16 protein-coding genes are annotated in these 17,785 nt (G+C 60.2%); 8 read left to right on the forward strand and 8 right to left on the reverse strand.

Features of this window, described 5'->3' with window-relative positions; genetic code table 11:
- Positions 1-2 precede the first annotated feature (2 nt).
- The 5 genes from ACF8FG_RS12555 to ACF8FG_RS12575 all read right to left on the reverse strand — a co-directional run bounded on the left by ACF8FG_RS12555 (position 3) and on the right by ACF8FG_RS12575 (position 7,025).
- On the reverse strand, positions 3-1,235 hold the full coding sequence (locus ACF8FG_RS12555) for an electron transfer flavoprotein subunit alpha/FixB family protein (protein ID WP_014589384.1): 1,233 nt from the start codon (positions 1,233-1,235) through the stop codon (positions 3-5).
- Positions 1,235-3,187, reverse strand: coding sequence for a dimethylglycine demethylation protein DgcB (gene dgcB / locus ACF8FG_RS12560; protein WP_134698203.1), 1,953 nt, complete (start codon positions 3,185-3,187; stop codon positions 1,235-1,237). Before dgcB ends, ACF8FG_RS12555 begins: the two co-directional genes overlap by 1 nt.
- Before the next feature lie 178 nt (positions 3,188-3,365).
- A complete protein-coding gene (gene dgcA, locus ACF8FG_RS12565; RefSeq protein ID WP_003255697.1) occupies positions 3,366-5,426 on the reverse strand; it encodes a dimethylglycine demethylation protein DgcA in 2,061 nt (686 codons plus the stop codon).
- Positions 5,427-5,441: 15 nt separating this feature from the next.
- On the reverse strand, positions 5,442-5,972 hold the full coding sequence (locus ACF8FG_RS12570) for a DUF5943 domain-containing protein (protein ID WP_003255698.1): 531 nt from the start codon (positions 5,970-5,972) through the stop codon (positions 5,442-5,444).
- Positions 5,973-6,047: 75 nt separating this feature from the next.
- Positions 6,048-7,025: a dipeptidase gene (locus ACF8FG_RS12575; RefSeq protein WP_003255700.1), complete on the reverse strand. Its 978-nt coding sequence runs from the start codon at positions 7,023-7,025 to the stop codon at positions 6,048-6,050.
- A 285-nt stretch (positions 7,026-7,310) separates the two neighbouring features.
- On the opposite strand from ACF8FG_RS12575, the gene ACF8FG_RS12580 reads away from it, so the two are divergent.
- The 3 genes from ACF8FG_RS12580 to ACF8FG_RS12590 all read left to right on the forward strand — a co-directional run bounded on the left by ACF8FG_RS12580 (position 7,311) and on the right by ACF8FG_RS12590 (position 9,249).
- Positions 7,311-7,727 (forward strand): lysozyme inhibitor LprI family protein, encoded by a 417-nt coding sequence (locus ACF8FG_RS12580; protein WP_019436922.1) that lies wholly within the window; start codon positions 7,311-7,313, stop codon positions 7,725-7,727.
- A 138-nt stretch (positions 7,728-7,865) separates the two neighbouring features.
- On the forward strand, positions 7,866-8,558 hold the full coding sequence (locus ACF8FG_RS12585) for a hypothetical protein (protein WP_020193117.1): 693 nt from the start codon (positions 7,866-7,868) through the stop codon (positions 8,556-8,558).
- Positions 8,559-8,631: 73 nt separating this feature from the next.
- Positions 8,632-9,249, forward strand: coding sequence for a hypothetical protein (locus tag ACF8FG_RS12590; RefSeq protein ID WP_076402447.1), 618 nt, complete (start codon positions 8,632-8,634; stop codon positions 9,247-9,249).
- A 3-nt stretch (positions 9,250-9,252) separates the two neighbouring features.
- Here ACF8FG_RS12590 and ACF8FG_RS12595 read toward each other — a convergent pair whose 3' ends face one another.
- Positions 9,253-10,200, reverse strand: a complete 948-nt coding sequence (locus ACF8FG_RS12595) for a GlxA family transcriptional regulator (RefSeq protein WP_019436921.1) — start codon at positions 10,198-10,200, stop codon at positions 9,253-9,255.
- 144 nt (positions 10,201-10,344) lie between these two features.
- Here ACF8FG_RS12595 and choX point away from each other — a divergent pair, with 144 nt between their 5' ends.
- From choX to ACF8FG_RS12615, 4 genes are all read left to right on the forward strand, one after another.
- Positions 10,345-11,289, forward strand: coding sequence for a choline ABC transporter substrate-binding protein (choX, locus tag ACF8FG_RS12600; RefSeq protein ID WP_014589378.1), 945 nt, complete (start codon positions 10,345-10,347; stop codon positions 11,287-11,289).
- A gap of 123 nt (positions 11,290-11,412) precedes the next feature.
- Entirely contained in the window at positions 11,413-12,297 is an 885-nt protein-coding gene (locus ACF8FG_RS12605) for a 3-keto-5-aminohexanoate cleavage protein (RefSeq protein WP_003255710.1), read from the forward strand.
- 166 nt (positions 12,298-12,463) lie between these two features.
- Positions 12,464-13,429 carry an L-carnitine dehydrogenase gene (locus ACF8FG_RS12610; RefSeq protein WP_014589377.1) on the forward strand — a complete coding sequence of 322 codons (966 nt, stop codon included), beginning with the start codon at positions 12,464-12,466 and terminating at the stop codon, positions 13,427-13,429.
- 10 nt (positions 13,430-13,439) lie between these two features.
- A complete protein-coding gene (locus ACF8FG_RS12615; RefSeq protein WP_014589376.1) occupies positions 13,440-13,910 on the forward strand; it encodes a thioesterase family protein in 471 nt (156 codons plus the stop codon).
- Between the two features lie 44 nt (positions 13,911-13,954).
- Here ACF8FG_RS12615 and ACF8FG_RS12620 read toward each other — a convergent pair whose 3' ends face one another.
- Entirely contained in the window at positions 13,955-15,619 is a 1,665-nt protein-coding gene (locus ACF8FG_RS12620; protein WP_223279146.1) for a reprolysin-like metallopeptidase, read from the reverse strand.
- Between the two features lie 370 nt (positions 15,620-15,989).
- Between ACF8FG_RS12620 and ACF8FG_RS12625 the strand changes: the two genes are divergently transcribed.
- Positions 15,990-16,247, forward strand: a complete 258-nt coding sequence (locus ACF8FG_RS12625) for a hypothetical protein (RefSeq protein ID WP_014589374.1) — start codon at positions 15,990-15,992, stop codon at positions 16,245-16,247.
- Positions 16,248-16,368: 121 nt separating this feature from the next.
- Here the strand turns inward: ACF8FG_RS12625 and ACF8FG_RS12630 are convergent, their stop codons facing one another.
- Positions 16,369-17,475 (reverse strand): GlxA family transcriptional regulator, encoded by a 1,107-nt coding sequence (locus ACF8FG_RS12630; RefSeq protein ID WP_011953240.1) that lies wholly within the window; start codon positions 17,473-17,475, stop codon positions 16,369-16,371.
- Positions 17,476-17,785: the final 310 nt, after the last annotated feature.

The following is a 17,785-nucleotide window of genomic DNA, read 5'->3' on the forward strand; positions in this document are numbered from 1 at the left end:
CCTTATGCCGCGTCGCGCTGGCCGCCGCTGCGGTAGTTGTCCACAGCCTCGATCAGCGCCTTGAGAATCGCCGAGCTGTCGCCAATCACCGACAGGTCAGCCCGTTTGATCATGTCGCAGCCCGGGTCCATGTTGATCGCCACCACCTTGTCGCAGGCACCGATACCCTGCAGGTGCTGGATCGCGCCCGAGATACCCACAGCCACGTATACACGCGCGGTAACCCAGGTGCCGGTTGCCCCCACCTGGCGGTTGCGCGGCATAAAGCCATCGTCCACTGCCACCCGCGAGGCACCTTCGGTAGCGCCGAGGGCTGCGGTGGCCTTGTGGTACAGGTCCCAGTCCTTGACTCCGTTGCCGCCCGAGACGATGAACTCCGCTTCGGCCATGGCAATGGTGGCCGGGTCGACGGCCACCGAGCCAAGGTCTTCGATGCGCGGCAGGCTGCGTACCACGCTTGTGGACAACTCCACCGGCAGCGCTTCGTGACGGGTTTCGCTGACCGGCTCGGCGCACTCGGCCGCCGCCAGGATCAGGCGCGGCACGGCGCGTTGCAGGTCTTGCTGGCCGGCACCGGCGCGGCCGATGCACTGGCCGTCCTTGACCTGCCATACCCGCGTTGCCGGGCGCTCGCCCAGCGCGGCGCCCAGGCGCCGACCCAGTTCACCGCCACCGGTGCGGCTGTCGGGCAGCAGCCAGTGGCGCGGCGCGAACTGGTTATCCACAGCCCGCAGGCCTTGCACCAGTTGCTCCGGTGCATAACCTTCAAAGGCCTCGCCTTCGATAACCAGGAGGCGGTCGACACCGGCTGTGGAAAAGTTGCTTTCCTTGTGCTCGTTGAACACCACGGCCAGCACCGCCCCGTCGCTGCCGGCCAGGCTGTGGGCCAGGCCAAGCAGGTCGCGGTCGTGGCTGCTCAGGCGGCCGCCAACCATGTCCGGCACGACGGCAATGTAGAACGCCGGCGCCGCCACCTGGTGCAGGGGCAACTTGACCTCGGCTGCTGCCGTGCGCCGCCCGCCCGCGCCGGTGCCCTGCTGGGCGCCGCTGCGGTCGATGCGCTTGATGCCGGCCGGGCCGACAAAGCCCGCGGCAATTGCATGTGGGTTCTTGCGGATGATGCCGTTAGGCCCCATCCAGCTGGTCTGCTGCGTCTGCATCGCGGCATGCAGCGGGTGCAGACGGTTACGGGCGATCCACTCGGCGCGTGGGTCGCGGCGGATAATGTCGCTCATCAGTGCACCTCCGCAGGTTCACGTTTAGCCGTTTGCGGCTTTGGGACAGTGGATGCGTCCTCCTCGATCAGCACGTCGGCCACCAGTTCGGCCAAGTCCTTGATCTGTGGGCGCGGCTCGACCACGCCTTCAAGCATGGCGGTGCACTGCGGGCAACCCACGGCTACCAGCTCAGCCTCGGTCTCACGAATGTCGTCCATGCGCATATCCGGAATACGCTGCTTGCCAGGGATGTCAGTGATCGGCGCACCGCCACCACCACCGCAGCAACGGGAACGGAAGCCCGAACGCTGCATCTCGCGCACCTCGATACCTAGCGCCTTGAGCACTTCGCGCGGGGCTTCATACTCGCCGTTGTAGCGGCCCAGGTAGCACGGATCGTGGTAGGTGACGCTGCCGCCCTTGTGCTGGCCCAGGTTGAGCTTCTTGGCCGCGATCAGTTCGGCGATGTAGGTGCTGTGGTGCTGCACCTGGTAGTTACCGCCCAGAGCGCCGTATTCGTTCTTCAGCACATGGAAGCTGTGCGGATCGCAGGTGACGATGCGCTGGAACTTGTACTTGGCCAGGGTCTGGATGTTGCGCTTGGCCAGTTGCTGGAAGGTTGCCTCATCGCCCAGGCGGCGCGCCACGTCGCCGCTGTCGCGCTCTTCCAGGCCGAGTACGGCGAAGTCCACACCCGAGGCTTTCAGTACTTTGACAAACGAACGCAAAGTGCGCTGGTTACGCATGTCGAAGGCACCATCACCGACCCAGAACAACACTTCGGTCGCTTTCACTTCAGACAGCAGCCGCAGGTTAAGGTCGGCAGCCCAGTTCATGCGCCCGCCGGGGGCGAAGCCGCCCGGGTTGTCGGTGGCGATCAGGTTGTCCAGCACCTCGGCGCCCTTGTTCGGGGTGGCGCCCTTTTCCAGGGTGAGGTGGCGGCGCATGTCGACGATGGCATCGACGTGCTCGATCATCATCGGGCACTCCTCGACGCAGGCACGGCAGGTGGTGCAGGACCACAGCGTCTCGGCGTCGACCAGGCCATTGACGATCGGCTGGTGTGGATTGCCGCCGTGTTCGCCGATCGGTTTGCCAGGGTATGGGCTACCGGCGAATTGCGCGTCAGTGCCACCGGCAAGGCCGATGACCATGTCCTGGATGAGTTTTTTCGGGTTCAGCGGCTGGCCAGCGGCAAAGGCCGGGCACATGGCTTCACATTTACCGCACTGCACGCAGGCATCGAAGCCCAGCAGCTGGTTCCAGGTGAAGTCCACCGGCTTTTCCACGCCAAGGGGAGCGTTCGGGTCTTCCAGGTCCAGCGGCTTGAGGCCGGTGGAGCGGCCGCCGCCGAAGCGATCGGCACGGCGGTGCCAGGCCAGGTGCAAGGCACCGGCGAAGGCGTGCTTCATCGGGCCGCCCCAGGTCATGCCAAAGAACAGCTCCGACACACCCCACAGCACGCCCAGGCCCAGAACGGCGACCATCACCCAGCCACCGGTGTTGGCCGGCAGGATACCGGCGACCGGCAGGGTGGCAATGAAGAAGCTCACGGCGAACGCCAGCAAACTCTTCGGCAGGCGCATCCACGGGCCCTTGGACAGGCGAGAAGGCGGGTTGAGGCGGCGTTTGAAGACAAAGATCGCACCGGTGAACATGATCACCGTAGCGACCAGCAGTGCGTAGCCGAGAATCTTGCTCTGCAGGCCAAAACCATGCACCAGAATGGCCAGGACAGCAGACAGCACAAAGCCGCCCGCAGTGGCCACGTGGGTCTTGGACATGTATTTGTCGCGCTCAACCACGTGGTGCAGGTCCACCAGGTAGCGGCGCGGCATGGCCAGCAGGCCGCCGATCAGGTTGACCTTGGACGGCCGGCCACGGCGCCACATGCGCACCCGGCGCAAGGCACCGAGCACTGCCAGGCCAAGGGCAGCGAACAGCAGGATGGGTAGAAGGGTGTTCAACATGGGAGACTCCCACAAACAGCTGGATTCTTGCGCCGACCAGAGGGCGAGACTGGCCCCATGTAGGAGCGGGTTTACCCGCGAATGCGTCCGGTCAGGCAACAGTGTTGTCAGTGCTGACGCATTCGCGGGTAAACCCGCTCCTACAGGGATCGCGCCCGATGGCGGCGACTGTTAACGATCAGAAGTCCTTACACAGGCGCAAGGCGTCGTAAATCGCCGCATGCACGTTGCGCTGGGCCACGCAGTCGCCGATGCGGTACAGCAGGTAGCCTTCGCCCGGCTGGCTCAGGATCGGCTGTGGCTTGATGGCGAACAGCGCCTCCACGTCGATCTGGCCCTTGTTGCGCGAACCTTCCTTGAGCGCGTAGTACAGCTCTTCGTCAGGGCGCACACCGTTCTCAACCACGACTTGATCGACCACGCGCTCTTCCTTGGCGCCGGTGTATTCGTTCTCCAGTACCGCAACCAGCTTGTCGCCTTCGCGGTAGACCTTTTCCAGCATCATGTCGCCGGTCATGATCACTTCTTTGGGGTACATGCTGCGGTAGTAGGTGGGGAAGGTAGTACCACCCATGGCCACGCCTGGCTTGATATCGTCGGTGACGATCTCGACCTGGCTGCCTTTGTCAGCGATGAAGTCAGCTACCGACATACCGGTGAATTCGCAGATGGTGTCGTACACCAGCACGTTCTTGCCCGGCGCTACCTTGCCATCGAGCACATCCCAGCTGCTGACCACCAGCCCTTCAGCGGCGCCCCAGTGCTCATTCTGCTCCAGGAACGAGTGCCCACCTACCGCCAGCACGATGACGTCCGGGCGCAGGTCCTGGATGGCAGCCACATCAGCGGCGGTGCCAAGGCGCAAGTCGACTTTCAGGCGAGCCAGTTCAAGCTGGTACCAGCGGGTGATACCGGCAATCTGGTCACGCTGCGGTGCCTTGGCGGCGATGGTGATCTGCCCGCCAATCTGGTCCCTCTTCTCGAACAGAGTTACGTCGTGGCCGCGTTCAGCAGCCACGCGGGCCGCTTCCATGCCGGCAGGGCCTGCGCCAACCACCACCACCTTGCGCTTGACGCCGGTGGTTTTTTCGATGATGTGCGGCACCCCCATGTATTCACGGGAGGTCGCGGCGTTCTGGATGCACAGCACATCCAGGCCCTGGTACTGGCGGTCGATGCAGTAGTTGGCACCGACGCACTGCTTGATCTGGTCGATCTGGCCCATCTTGATCTTGGCGATCAGGTGCGGGTCGGCCATATGCGCACGGGTCATGCCGACCATGTCCACGTAGCCGCCTTCAAGGATGCGCGTGGCCTGGTTCGGGTCTTTGATGTTCTGCGCGTGCAGCACCGGGACCTTGACCACTTCCTTGATACCGGCCGCCAGGTGCAGGAACGGCTCCGGCGGGTAGCTCATGTTGGGGATGACGTTGGCCAGGGTGTTGTGGGTATCGCAACCCGAGCCGACCACGCCGATGAAGTCGAGCATGCCGGTGGCGTCGTAGTAGGCGGCGATCTGCTTCATGTCCTCGTGGCTGAGGCCATCAGGGTGGAACTCGTCACCACAGATACGCATGCCCACGCAGAAGTCGTCACCCACTTCGGCGCGTACGGCTTTCAATACTTCCAGGCCGAATTTCATGCGGCCTTCAAAGGTGCCGCCCCATTCGTCGGTACGCTTGTTGACCCGCGGGCTCCAGAACTGGTCGATCATGTGCTGGTGCACCGCCGACAATTCCACGCCGTCCAGGCCGCCCTCTTTGGCGCGACGCGCAGCCTGCGCGTAGTTGCCGATTACCCGCCAGATCTCTTCCACCTCGATGGTTTTGCAGGTGGCGCGGTGCACAGGTTCGCGAATGCCCGACGGCGACATCAGCGTCGGCCAGTTGAAGCCGTCCCAGCGCGAGCGACGGCCCATGTGGGTAATCTGGATCATGATCTTGGCGCCATGCTTGTGCATGGCGTCGGCAAGGTTCTGGAAGTGCGGGATGATGCGGTCGGTCGACAGGTTGACCGATGCCCACCATTCCTGTGGGCTGTCGATGGCCACCACCGACGAGCCGCCACAGATGGCCAGGCCGATGCCGCCCTTGGCCTTCTCTTCGTAATACTTCACGTAGCGGTCGGTCGTCATGCCGCCGTCAGTGGCGTAGACCTCGGCATGCGCGGTGCTGAGCACACGGTTGCGGATGGTCAGTTTGCCGATCTGGATCGGCTGGAACATTGCTTCGAATGCCATGACGCTATCTCCGGCTTACAACGGCTTTGTAACGAACAGGCCATCTTCGTGGCCTTCTTCCGACCCGCCATAGACCTGCTCGGCCACGGTGCGGATCTTGCTGCCGCGGGCAGCGAGAATCTGGTCCATCGCGCCAGCGAACCAGCCGGTGAACATGTAGTCGACCTTGCGGCCACACTTGCCATAGACGTACACGAACGCAGAGTGCTTGAGCTTGACGCTGCAGGTACCTTTATCCAGGTCGATATCCTGGATCTCGAACAGGCCCCAGCCACGCTGGCTCAGGCGCTTCATGTAGTGCTCGAACACCGCCACGCCTTCCAGGCCATGGCACTCGGCCTCTTTTTCACACCAGTGCCAGGCAGACTTGTAGCCAGCCTTGTAGAGGATCTCGGCATAGGCGTCGGCGCCCAGCACTTCCTCGATGCCCATATGGTTATTGACGAAGAAATGCCGAGGCACATACAGCATCGGCAAGGCGTCGCTGGTCCAGACACCGGTCTCGCTGTCGACTTCGATTGGCAATTGCGGGGCGATTTTGGCCATGGAAACTCAACTCCATAAAATTTTTTGTGGGTGCCCCGGCGTTGCTGGCAGGGGCTATCAGGCTTGGAGAGCGGCTTACTCGCCCCAGACATCCTTGAGGACGTTTACCCAGTTCTCGCCCATGATCTTGCGCACCACGCGCTCGGAATGGCCGCGTTTGAGCAAGGTCTCGGTGAGGTTGGGGAATTCGCCGACAGTGCGAATGCCCAGTGGGTTGATGATCTTGCCGAAGTTGGTCAGGCGGCGGGCGTAGCCCTTGTCATGGGTCAGGTATTCGAAGAAGTCCTGGCCGTGACCCTGGGTGAAGTCGGTACCGATACCGATGGCGTCTTCACCGACGATATTCATGGTGTACTCGATGGCCTCGGCGTAGTCATCGATGGTCGAGTCAATGCCTTTGGCCAGGAACGGCGCGAACATGGTGACGCCAACGAAACCGCCGTGATCGGCGATAAACTTCAGCTCTTCGTCCGACTTGTTGCGCGGGTGCTCCTTCAGGCCCGAAGGCAGGCAGTGCGAGTAGCACACCGGCTTTTTCGATTCGAGGATGACTTCTTCGGAAGTCTTGGAGCCGACGTGGGACAGGTCGCACATGATGCCGACACGGTTCATCTCGGCAACGATCTCGCGACCGAAGCCGGACAGCCCGCCGTCACGCTCGTAGCAGCCGGTGCCCACCAGGTTCTGGGTGTTGTAGCACATCTGCACGATGCCCACGCCCAGCTGCTTGAACACGTCCACATAAGCGATCTGGTCCTCGAACGCATGGGCGTTCTGGAAGCCGAAGAGGATGCCGGTCTTGCCCAGCTCCTTGGCCTTGCGGATGTCGGCGGTGGTGCGCACCGGCATCACCAGGTCGCTGTTGTCGCGGATCAGCTTCTGGCTGGACGCGATGTTATCGACGGTAGCCTTGAACCCTTCCCAGACCGACACCGTGCAGTTGGCCGCCGTGAGGCCGCCTTTGCGCATGTCTTCGAACAGCTCGCGGTTCCATTTGGCGATGATCAGGCCATCGATGACGATGCTGTCGGCGTGTAGTTCGGCTGGGCTCATCAGGCTGTCCCCTTTTATAGAGTTGGGTCGCGCCAAACCTTCTGCCGGCGCTTTGAGGCCAGCATATGCCTGTGCCCCGAGGCGCCCCGGTGCAAAAACGACAGGGGGTTTGCCGAAAGCGTCAATGCGCGACAAGAGCGCGTCTGGCGCGTGTTCCGGGGATGAGAGACAGTCTCGATAACGACATTTGCGGCCGGTACATGAACATTTGGTCAGGGAGCTACCACCTGACCTCTGGCTGAGCGAGAATCCCTGCGATTCGACAGCCTGTTGAGGAGAAAACGGATGAAATCAATGGCATGGCTGGTGCTGCTGGCCATCGTGAGCGGGGCCCAGGCCGGTGAGGAAGAAAGCACACCTTGCGACAATGTGGAGACCGACCAGCAAACCTTCGCCTGTGCAGCATTCAACAAACAGGTCGCCGAGCGTGAGCTGCAGTCGGCCTATGACGACCTGGTTGCGCGCATGCGTGATCAGTTCGGCGACGAGGCAGGCCTGATGTCGCGAATAGAGGCAGCCGAGAAAGTCTGGAGCCAACTGCGCGATGCAGACTGCAAGGTCGAAACCCATGCTGAACAACCCGGCAGCAACGCCTACCAGATCGCCTGGAACAGCTGCATTGCACAGCGCAGCGATGAGCGAGCGGAGTATTTGCGCAGCCTGGGCTCGCAAAACAGTGACGAGCCGGCACCCGAAGATTGATCAGCACGCGCGAGTGAAGGATCAACTCCAGAGGAACAACATGCCGCTGATGCCCCCTGCGTAATTACTCGATAGTGCCCTCAGACCACGTGCTCACCATGTGTGTCTTGGAACTCACAACTATCAAGGAATTACAAAGTGGCTGACATCAAAGTTGAAATGGAAAAAATCCGCAAAGAGGGTCAAGAGCGCGTAGCCGCTACCGGCCAGACCATCTGCATCTTCGCTGACAATGTGCCTGCCAACATTGCAGAAGACATCCTGGCCGGCATGCGCTTGATGACCGAACTGGCCAACAAGAAGTTCGACAAGGAGACCCAGCAGCGCGAGTGGTACAACTTCTACAACGATGGCCTGATCAAGTTTGGCTGGACCATGACGGGCGCAGCACATGCCGAAGATGCCATTGATGAGGACAACCTGACCCTGGCAGAGCTGATTACCAAGTCCGTCACCATCAGCGTCTCCGCGGACCCTCGTCGCGCCGCCTGCGCCCGGCGTGTTCTGCAAATTGTCGTGCAGAAACCGGAAGTCAAGGCGCACCTGGAAAAGCACAGCCATAGCGAAACCGGCAAATCGAGCAACTTCGTGGTCGCCCAGTGCGAAATGACGCCACAAGGCCTGCCTGCGATGCACATGACCAGCTTCCAGGCCAGCTACGACTCGAAAGTCGAGCGTGAAGGCGCCCTGACGCGCAAGGTCGACAAAACCTCTACCCGCGTCTATCGCGCTTCGCAACAAGGCACGTTCAGCGTTCGTCACTTCGACGCTGCACGTGACCTTGTGAATGAGAAGATCAAAGGCGACCTCGGCGCGTTTCTCGCTATCTGATTAGCGAGGCCGGGTACCAGAGCGCGCTGGTACCCGGTTCTGGTCATCTGCATCCATCAAGGAGCAATGCCATATGGGTGATACGAGCCTGGATACCCGAATATTCGAGGAGCGGCTAAGCATCAAGCCTGCGCCCTGGCTGACACTCGATACATGGGAAGATTTGCAGCTATGCCTGCGTTATTCACAAGCAGTGGCCAATGAAAAATACTCGATGGAAACCCAGCCTCAGCAATGGTTCACTGTCGCTCGCGCCACCTTGCAATCATTGAAATTCACCCTGTTCGAACATACTCATAGAACCATCGTGTATGAGCCGAACTTGCTTGCGTTAAGCGATGTTTACAGTGGCTATCTCCCCCCGCCCCGCGAGAAAGGACCTTGGTTCAAGAGCCTCGAAGAGAATGTTCAAGCCGCTCTGCAATCGGCAGGTACGCGTACCTTCACCGTCATGAACGCCTCTTCACATCTAAGTATTGAAATGGACCATGAAGGGGACCATGTCCCGGTTGCGATCCTGTTTTATGCCTACTGCATTACCGACCCGCTCGAGCCCACCAGAAAGTTGAACCTGGTATTTGACCATCTGGGTGCACGCTTCAATGCAGCGGGTTTCGCCCCGCTTCGCGAGGATCTGCAAGCAAGGAATCGTGAAAAGCTAAGGGCCATTCTCGAGCGAGAACTGGATTGAAGCTCACTTTGTACCGCTGGGCCGTCGCTCTTCCCGCGGGCACCGTCCAAACCTCAGCTTGTAGCGCCGCGTGAAATAGGATGGCAGTTCAAACCCGCACGCAAGGCTGACTTCAGTCACCGACATGTCGGTCTGGGCCAACAGCTGGCGCGCCTTGTCCAGCCGTAACCCAAGATAGAAACCGCTCGGTGTTGCATCAAGGTGCATGCGAAACAGACGCTCCAGTTGACGCCGTGTCACCTTGATCGCGGCAGCCAGTTCCAGCGTAGTCAGCGGTGGCTCGATGTGTTTTTCCATTTCTCCAATGGCATGGACCAGCTTCTTGTTGCTGATGCCATAACGCGCACCGATCTGCATGCGCTGGTGGTCCTGGCGCTGACGGATACGACCCAGCACGAACTGCTCGGACACCTTGACCGCCAGTTCGCTGCCGTGAGATTGGGCAATCAGGTGCAGCATCAAATCGATTGAGGCCGTTCCGCCGGCACAGGTGATGCGGCTGCGGTCAATCTCGAACAGCTCCTGGGTAGCTTGAAGGCCTGGGTAGCGCTCCTTGAATGCCTCAAGCGCCTCCCAATGCAATGTCGCCCGGTAGCCCTCGAGCAGCCCTGCCTCGGCCAGCACCATCGCGCCCGTATCGATGCCCCCGAGCATGACAGCTTCGTGGTTGAGCCGGCGCAACGCATGCAGCAGTTTGGGTGCGACATTGGCCAGTGGTTCGAAGCCCGCGACCACCAGCAGGATGTTGGCCGGCTCGCCCTCCCCCAGGGCGGCATCGGCATTGATCGACATGCCATTGCTCGCCAGCACCGCCTCACCGTCCAGGCTAAGCACCTGCCACCGGTACAACTGCCCACCAAAACGATTGGCCACCCGCAGCGGCTCCACCGCCGAAATGAACCCCATGGCAGAAAAGCCGGGCACCAACAGAAAGGCAATCGTCTCCATCATCCTCTCCTCCACAGAAACTGGTCGCCCCGGTGCTAATTCCTGTCGCTAGCGTGCGCTTGGGCAAGGTAGCGCCAGCGTAGCGTATTCACACGGTCCGCAGAGGCCGCCCTCAATAACAATATGCACTGCCGATGGAGAGCCACCATGCACAGCTTGATCCGCCGCAGCCTGTTGCCCCTTGCCCTGAGCAGCATCGTCGCCACCCCGCTTTTCGCCGCCGAGCCCGCCGCCTGCAAAAACGTGCGCCTTGGCGTGGTCAACTGGACCGACGTCATTGCCACCAGCGCCATGGCCCAGGTACTGCTCGACGGCCTGGGGTACCAGACCAAACAGACCAGTGCCTCGCAACAGATCATCTTCGCCGGCATACGCGACAAACGCCTGGACATGTTCCTGGGTTACTGGAACCCGATCATGACCCAGACCATTACCCCGTTCGTCGATGCCAACCAGGTCAAGGTTTTGGACAAGCCAAGCCTGGAGGACGCGCGCGCCACCTTGGCCGTGCCGAAATACCTCTACGACAAGGGCCTGAAGACCTTCGCCGACATCCACAAGTTCGAGAAAGAGCTGGGCGGCAAGATCTATGGCATCGAACCGGGTTCCGGCGCCAATACCCAGATCAAGGCGATGATCACCAAGAACCAGTTCGACCTGGGCAAGTTCCAGCTGGTCGAGTCCAGCGAGGCCGGCATGCTCGCCGCCGTCGACCGCGCAGTGCGGCGCAAGGAGGCCGTGGTGTTCTTTGGTTGGGCGCCGCACCCGATGAACGTGAACATCGACATGGCCTACCTGGGTGACAGCCAGGATGCGCTCGGCCCTGACGAAGGCCGTGCGACGGTGTGGACGGTGACGGCTCCGGACTATGCCGAACGCTGCCCCAATGCCCACCGCCTGCTGGCCAACCTGAAGTTCAGCGCCGAGGACGAGAGCCGCATGATGCAGCCACTGCTTGACCACAAAGACGCGCTGGAATCGGCCCGCCAGTGGCTCAAGGACCACCCCGAGGACAAGGCCCGCTGGCTTGAGGGTGTGACCACCTTCGATGGCAAGCCGGCTGCGGACAACCTCAAGCTTACCGCCAACTGATCCGGCCCTTTCGCGGGTAACCCCCGCGCCTACAGGTAACGCGCTCGCCAGGGCCATCACGGCTCCCTGTAGGAGCGGGCTTGCCCGCGAAGAGGCCAGCATTGACCATACAAGGAACCCGCCATGAACCACGACGTCATCATCACCTGCGCCCTCACCGGCGCCGGCGACACCGCCTCGAAAAGCCACCTGGTCCCGGTCACCCCCAAACAGATCGCCGAATCCGCCGTAGAGGCCGCCAAGGCCGGCGCCACCGTGGTCCACTGCCACGTCCGCGACCCGCAGACCGGCCGTTTCAGCCGAGATGTAAACCTCTACCGCGAAGTCATGGAGCGTATCCGCGAAGCCGACGTGGACATCATCGTCAACCTCACCGCCGGCATGGGCGGCGACCTGGAAATCGGCCCGGGTGAAACGCCGCTGGCGTTCGGCCCGGGCACCGACCTGATCGGCCCGCTGGAGCGCCTGGCCCATGTCGAAGCACTGTTGCCGGAAATCTGCACCCTCGACTGCGGCACCCTCAACTTCGGCGATGGCAACTCGATCTACGTGTCCACCCCGGCCCAACTGCGCGCCGGTGCCAAGCGCATTACCGAACTGGGGGTGAAGGCCGAGCTGGAAATCTTCGACACCGGCCACCTGTGGTTCGCCAAGCAAATGATGAAGGAAGGCCTGCTCGAAGACCCGCTGTTCCAACTGTGCCTGGGCATCCCTTGGGGCGCACCGGCCGACACCACCACCATGAAGGCCATGGTCGACAACCTGCCCGCCAACGTCACCTGGGCAGGCTTCGGCATCGGCCGCATGCAAATGCCGATGGCCGCTCAGGCAGTGCTGCTGGGCGGCAACGTGCGGGTGGGCCTGGAAGACAACCTGTATCTGGACCGTGGGGTGCTGGCCAGCAACGGCCAATTGGTGGAACGCGCGAGCGAGATCATCACCCGCATGGGTGGCCGCGTGCTCAGCCCGGCAGAAGGCCGGGAAAAAATGAACCTCAAGCGCCGCTGATCCTTTCAACGATCGCAAATGCGCCGAAGACCCCGTGGGAGGGGGCGTGAACGCGAAGCAGGCAACGCGATGGATGGCACCGGCCGCGCCGGTGTTCGCGGGCATGCCCGCTCCCACAGGGTTAGCCATTAACCCTGATGACTGTGTTTTACCCTGAGGACTAGCTATGCCCTTTATCACTGAAATCAAAACCTTCGCCGCCCTGGGTAGCGGCGTGATCGGCAGCGGCTGGGTCGCCCGCGCCCTCGCCCACGGCCTGGACGTGGTGGCTTGGGACCCGGCGCCCGGCGCCGAACAGGCACTGCGCAAACGGATCGCCAACGCCTGGCCGGCACTGGAAAAACAAGGCCTGGCCCCTGGCGCATCGCAAGACCGCCTGAAGTTCGTGGCAACCATCGAGGAATGCGTGCACGACGCCGACTTCATCCAGGAAAGCGCGCCAGAGCGCCTGGACCTCAAGCTTGAGTTGCACGCAAAAATCAGCGCCGCAGCCAAGCCTGACGCAATCATCGGTTCCAGTACCTCGGGCCTGCTGCCAAGCGAATTCTACGAGTCGTCCACTCACCCGGAGCGCTGCGTTGTCGGCCACCCGTTCAACCCGGTGTACCTGCTGCCGCTGGTCGAGATTGTCGGCGGCAGCCGCACCTCACCCGAAGCCATTGAAGCCGCCAAAACCATCTACACCGCACTCGGCATGCGCCCACTGCATGTGCGCAAGGAAGTGCCAGGCTTCATCGCCGACCGCCTGCTCGAAGCGCTCTGGCGCGAGGCCCTGCACCTGGTCAACGACGGCGTGGCCACCACCGGCGAAATCGACGACGCGATCCGCTTCGGCGCAGGCTTGCGCTGGTCGTTCATGGGCACGTTCCTTACCTATACTCTGGCCGGTGGCGATGCCGGCATGCGCCATTTCATGTCGCAGTTCGGCCCGGCTCTGAAGCTACCCTGGACGTACCTTCCGGCACCGGAGCTGACCGACAAGCTGATCGACGACGTGGTAGACGGCACTTCCGAGCAACTGGGCGAGCACAGCATCGCCGCACTGGAGCGCTACCGCGACGACACCCTGCTGGCGGTGCTGGAAGCGGTGAAGACCAGCAAGGCCAGCCACGGCATGTCGTTCGGCGATTAAGGAGACCAAGATGCCTGCTCTGATCACCTACCGCACCACGGTCCAAGAGGACTGGGTCGATTACAACGGGCATCTGCGGGATGCCTTCTACCTGCTGATCTTCAGCTACGCGACCGATGCGCTGATGGAGCGCATTGGCCTGGACGCCGACAGCCGAGGGCAAAGCGGTAATTCGCTGTTCACGCTGGAGGCGCATATCAATTATCTGCACGAGGTGAAGCTGGCCACCGAGGTGTGGGTGCAGACGCAGATCATCGGCTTCGATAAAAAGCGACTGCACTTGTATCACAGCTTGCATCGATCAGGTTTTGACGAGGCGTTGGCCGCCAGTGAGCAATTGCTTTTACATGTGGACCTGGCGGGGCCAAAGGCAAAGCCATTTGGAGAATCCAGCACCCATCGACTACAAAGCGTGGTCGATGACCAACGGGATTTACCAACGCCAGCCTTTACAGGCCGTGTGATAAAGATTCCTAGTTGATACCAACGAGAGCAGTCAGACCATGGCTGCTCGCTAGGCCTCGGTTATTGTGGGATATCGAGATTTATCCAGCTTTGGTACCTACCGTTATCACATGTCAATAACTCAGGCCCCGGCTTCAAGCTGGGCTGAGAGCCTAGGCAAAGGTTGCGATTATAACTCTGTATTTTCAAGGTATGATCGGGCTGCGCTGATACCATCCAGAGAAGACCATCTTTGACTGTTGCAGGGCATGACTCAGCCAAAACATAATTATCAGCCCGCGCGACCATACATTTACCGCCCGGAGCCACAATCCTGAACGTACCCGCCTCGCCCCACGGCTCTAACGTCCATTTTTGCTGGGGGCCAGGAGAGCATGCGACGAACTGGATACTTGATCCGGCAAAATCCTGCAGGCAGGGGTGAGTGGAACCTTGATCCAGCCGACCTTTATTTTTAAGCACTCCCGGCATGGGAGGGTAGAAACTCTCTATACTTGCCCTACGCTCGTTGATCGCGCGGGCGACATCATGATGTGCGACAGTTCCCAGAGGTTGTCCTTGATAACTCAGCCGCGGATTGGAGTAAAACGGTACTCTCGGACATGTCGGGCTACAGTTAGCAGACATCTGAGTTCGGAATCTGAGGTTCCCCCCATCCGGAGCGTAGCGATATCCATGGATATAATTATCACTTTGCCCATCCCAGTTATGAGTCATGCCAAAGTTGTGGCCGATCTCGTGGGCTAACGAGGTAATGCAATTAATCGCCGAAAAGCCTTGCGTCTTATTACTCGACGGCTTACCCGCGCCGCAAAACTCACTATTGGCAACGTACATCGAGACTAGATCAGCCCTAAGCTCCACCCTTTTGGCATTGACAGCGGGATTATTATATTGAACCTCATTGAGGAGCGTTCCAAAGTCTTTCCCCACTTCGTCAATAGCAGAATCTATAAACCCCGCAAACTCGTAAGTAATATCCACCTTGCTATTTTTTGCAATTTGATTTACATCCTGCAACCCTAGCATCAAATCAGCACGATAGTTTGGATTTTTCGCGCGAGACTGCACTGTACTTACAAATAGCAGCCTTATTATACTGTAGGCAGACGAGACCTGCTGCGATTCTTCTAGAGCAGGGGATGCCGGAAACCCAACGTCTACGCCCAGTGCATCTTCAGAGGGTAACTTTGACTCATCAACCTTGATCAGCACGTGCGTATCTGAACCGATATAAACCAATCGGTATCGCTGGCCATCCACCAAAAAATTGCCTGCCAACTGATTACCAAGGCGAATGATTGACATATAATACTCAGGATCGAAATCAATTTCTGCTTCCGCCCCTGAGCGGCCTGCCTTCCACTTTGAAGGCTGATAGCCAACCCATCCTTCGTACCCATCAGCCAAGACACTGAAGTTCCGCCGGTTAAACTTCTCAGCCTTTCGATTCGGCAGTGTTATAGCTATATTTTCAGTGTTCCCTCCAATCAATGATGCATCAACATTCACTAGCGTGAATTCTTCATTAGCGGGGTCGGACAACAAAGTTTTTAGATGACCTTTTGCTGTTTTCTGAAGCATCTGGCGGTTTTGAGTAGGCTGCAGTGTAAACAGCTGCGGAACAACACTCGCAACAGTACTCGTTTGCGGGGTAGATGACGAACATGAAGCCATTATCAAGGTCGCGCCCAGGACAATGATCATGCAGATATTCTTTTTCACGTTTTCCGCTCCTGTGGAATCCATCTGCCACAAAAGAGCACAAATTTCTGCAGTCCGTCACCTGACATAAATGCTAGGTGTATGAATGTATAGGGGAGTCTGGCGGAATAAAAATAACCCCGGAAAGCCGTGAGCTACCGGGGCCAAGAGCGAGCAACATCCACTGTGCGTGAGCGAGGGTGACCAAACCCTCTGTACCGTGAATGGCTCCAGTGTGCGTGCTTGCCTGGCAGGGGATTTAGTCGTAAACGACCTGTTCTTAGCCAAAGCAGCCATGGCGACATTCTGTCCTTGCGAGGCTGTCGCGCACGTCACAGAATCGGTCGTAAATCACAGCAGCACTCTCTTAGCGATAAAAGGGACAACAGCCATGATGCATGCGGATTTGATTGATCAGGACGACCTCGCCGGCCACCTGCGCTCGCGCGGTTTCGATATTCCTGCAGGAGCCAGTGCCGAGCAGGCTTGCGAAGCGGTGGTGCGTGGGCTGACCGAGCCCAATGCACGGGCGCTGAAGGGGATGGTGGAGCAGATGTACACCGGTAGTGCGACGATCCTGCCGGCGGTGCGCCAGGCCATCGACAAGCAACTGTTGCCGGCATTGGCGCAGTTCAACAAACGCGCGTAATTCATTTACCCAGGACCGGACCCTTCGCGGGACAAGCCCGCTTCCACAGGATCACCGCTGGCTCAAGCTCAGCGGGTGACCTGCGGGAGCGGGCTTGTCCCGCGAAAAAGTCGACTCGGTGTCAGAGCCTTACACTGGCAAAGGTCGACTCGTTGCGTGCCTGGCTCAGGGCCGCCATCGGCCCGCTGTGCGGCGACAGGGTCATGGCCTGCGGAATCGGCATCATGGCCACCTGCTGCGCGGTGTTGGACCCCACGCGCTCGTCACGCGGCGGAATGCCGAAGTACTCGCGATAGCACTTGGAGAAGTGCGGGGTCGAGACAAAGCCGCACACCGATGCCACTTCGATGATCGACATCGGCGTCTGCTTCAGCAGCTGCCGCGCACGGATCAGGCGCAACTTCAGGTAGTAGCGCGACGGCGAGCAGTGCAGGTACTTCTGGAACAGGCGCTCCAACTGGCGTCGCGAAACCGCCACATACACTGCCAGTTCGTCCAGGTCGATCGGTTCCTCCAGATTGGCCTCCATCAACGCGACGATTTCCTGCAACTTCGGCTGGTTGGTGCCAAGCATGTGCTTGAGCGGCACGCGCTGGTGGTCTTGCTCGTTGCGAATACGCTCGTAGACGAACATCTCGGAAATCGCCGCCGACAGCTCGCGGCCGTGATCACGGCTGATCAGGTGCAGCATCATGTCCAGCGGCGCGGTGCCACCGGAGCTGGTGAAGCGGTTGCGGTCAAGGGTGAACAGGCGGGTGCTCATGTTCACCCGCGGGAAGGCTTCCTGCATCGCGGCCAGGCATTCCCAGTGCACGCTGCAATCGAAGCCGTCGAGCAGGCCGGCGCAGGCCAGTGCCCAACTGCCGGTGCACACGGCACCCAACCTGCGCGACTGACGGGCCTGGGCTTGCAGCCAGGTGACGTGTTCACGGGTGACGGAGCGCTGGATGCCAACACCACCACAGACAATCACGGTGTCGATGGGCGGAGCATTGCTGATTGCGGCATCCGGTGTGATTTGCAGGCCATCGCTGGCCCACACCTGGCCGCCATCGATCGTCAGCGTGTGCCAGCGATACAGCTCACGGCCAGACAGCTGGTTGGCCATGCGCAGCGGCTCGACCGCCGATGCCAGGGAAATCAGGGTGAAATTGTCCAATAGAAGAAACCCGATGGACTGGGGTGTTGTGCGGTTCTGGGTTGGATTCCCGGAGGTGTACGACGTCATCGCGATTTCTCCTCACACAAATGCAGGGTGTGCCTCAGGCGGGCACTTATTTCTTGTTATGACCCCTCGGTCATTTTCCGGGGGTAGGCTTGCCAATCTCAACGCAAACGCCGTGCCTAAAATTGAACGGCTATCCAAAAAAACCTGAAAACGACGCCTTTACTGGGCATTTCAAGTGCTTGCATCGTGTTGGCCAGTCGTCCAGAACAGGCGAGCTAGCGCGTTGCCTGTAACGGTTGAGCAGTTTAGTGACACGCGCCGCGTGGGTTTCCCAGAAGCGACACCTTTAAGTGTCACCGACAACCCTCAC

This window comes from Pseudomonas sp. YQ_6 (assembly GCF_043103245.1).
In the GTDB taxonomy this organism is placed as follows: Bacteria; Pseudomonadota; Gammaproteobacteria; order Pseudomonadales; family Pseudomonadaceae; genus Aquipseudomonas; species Aquipseudomonas alloputida.

Coding starts and splice junctions, on each gene's coding strand:
- ACF8FG_RS12555 (WP_014589384.1), bottom strand. CDS start 1,235: ATGAGCGACATTATCCGCCGCGACCCACGCGCCGAGTGGATCGCCCGT.
- dgcB (WP_134698203.1), bottom strand. CDS start 3,187: ATGTTGAACACCCTTCTACCCATCCTGCTGTTCGCTGCCCTTGGCCTG.
- dgcA (WP_003255697.1), bottom strand. CDS start 5,426: ATGGCATTCGAAGCAATGTTCCAGCCGATCCAGATCGGCAAACTGACC.
- ACF8FG_RS12570 (WP_003255698.1), bottom strand. CDS start 5,972: ATGGCCAAAATCGCCCCGCAATTGCCAATCGAAGTCGACAGCGAGACC.
- ACF8FG_RS12575 (WP_003255700.1), bottom strand. CDS start 7,025: ATGAGCCCAGCCGAACTACACGCCGACAGCATCGTCATCGATGGCCTG.
- ACF8FG_RS12580 (WP_019436922.1), top strand. CDS start 7,311: ATGAAATCAATGGCATGGCTGGTGCTGCTGGCCATCGTGAGCGGGGCC.
- ACF8FG_RS12590 (WP_076402447.1), top strand. CDS start 8,632: ATGGGTGATACGAGCCTGGATACCCGAATATTCGAGGAGCGGCTAAGC.
- ACF8FG_RS12595 (WP_019436921.1), bottom strand. CDS start 10,200: ATGATGGAGACGATTGCCTTTCTGTTGGTGCCCGGCTTTTCTGCCATG.
- choX (WP_014589378.1), top strand. CDS start 10,345: ATGCACAGCTTGATCCGCCGCAGCCTGTTGCCCCTTGCCCTGAGCAGC.
- ACF8FG_RS12605 (WP_003255710.1), top strand. CDS start 11,413: ATGAACCACGACGTCATCATCACCTGCGCCCTCACCGGCGCCGGCGAC.
- ACF8FG_RS12610 (WP_014589377.1), top strand. CDS start 12,464: ATGCCCTTTATCACTGAAATCAAAACCTTCGCCGCCCTGGGTAGCGGC.
- ACF8FG_RS12615 (WP_014589376.1), top strand. CDS start 13,440: ATGCCTGCTCTGATCACCTACCGCACCACGGTCCAAGAGGACTGGGTC.
- ACF8FG_RS12625 (WP_014589374.1), top strand. CDS start 15,990: ATGATGCATGCGGATTTGATTGATCAGGACGACCTCGCCGGCCACCTG.
- ACF8FG_RS12630 (WP_011953240.1), bottom strand. CDS start 17,475: ATGACGTCGTACACCTCCGGGAATCCAACCCAGAACCGCACAACACCC.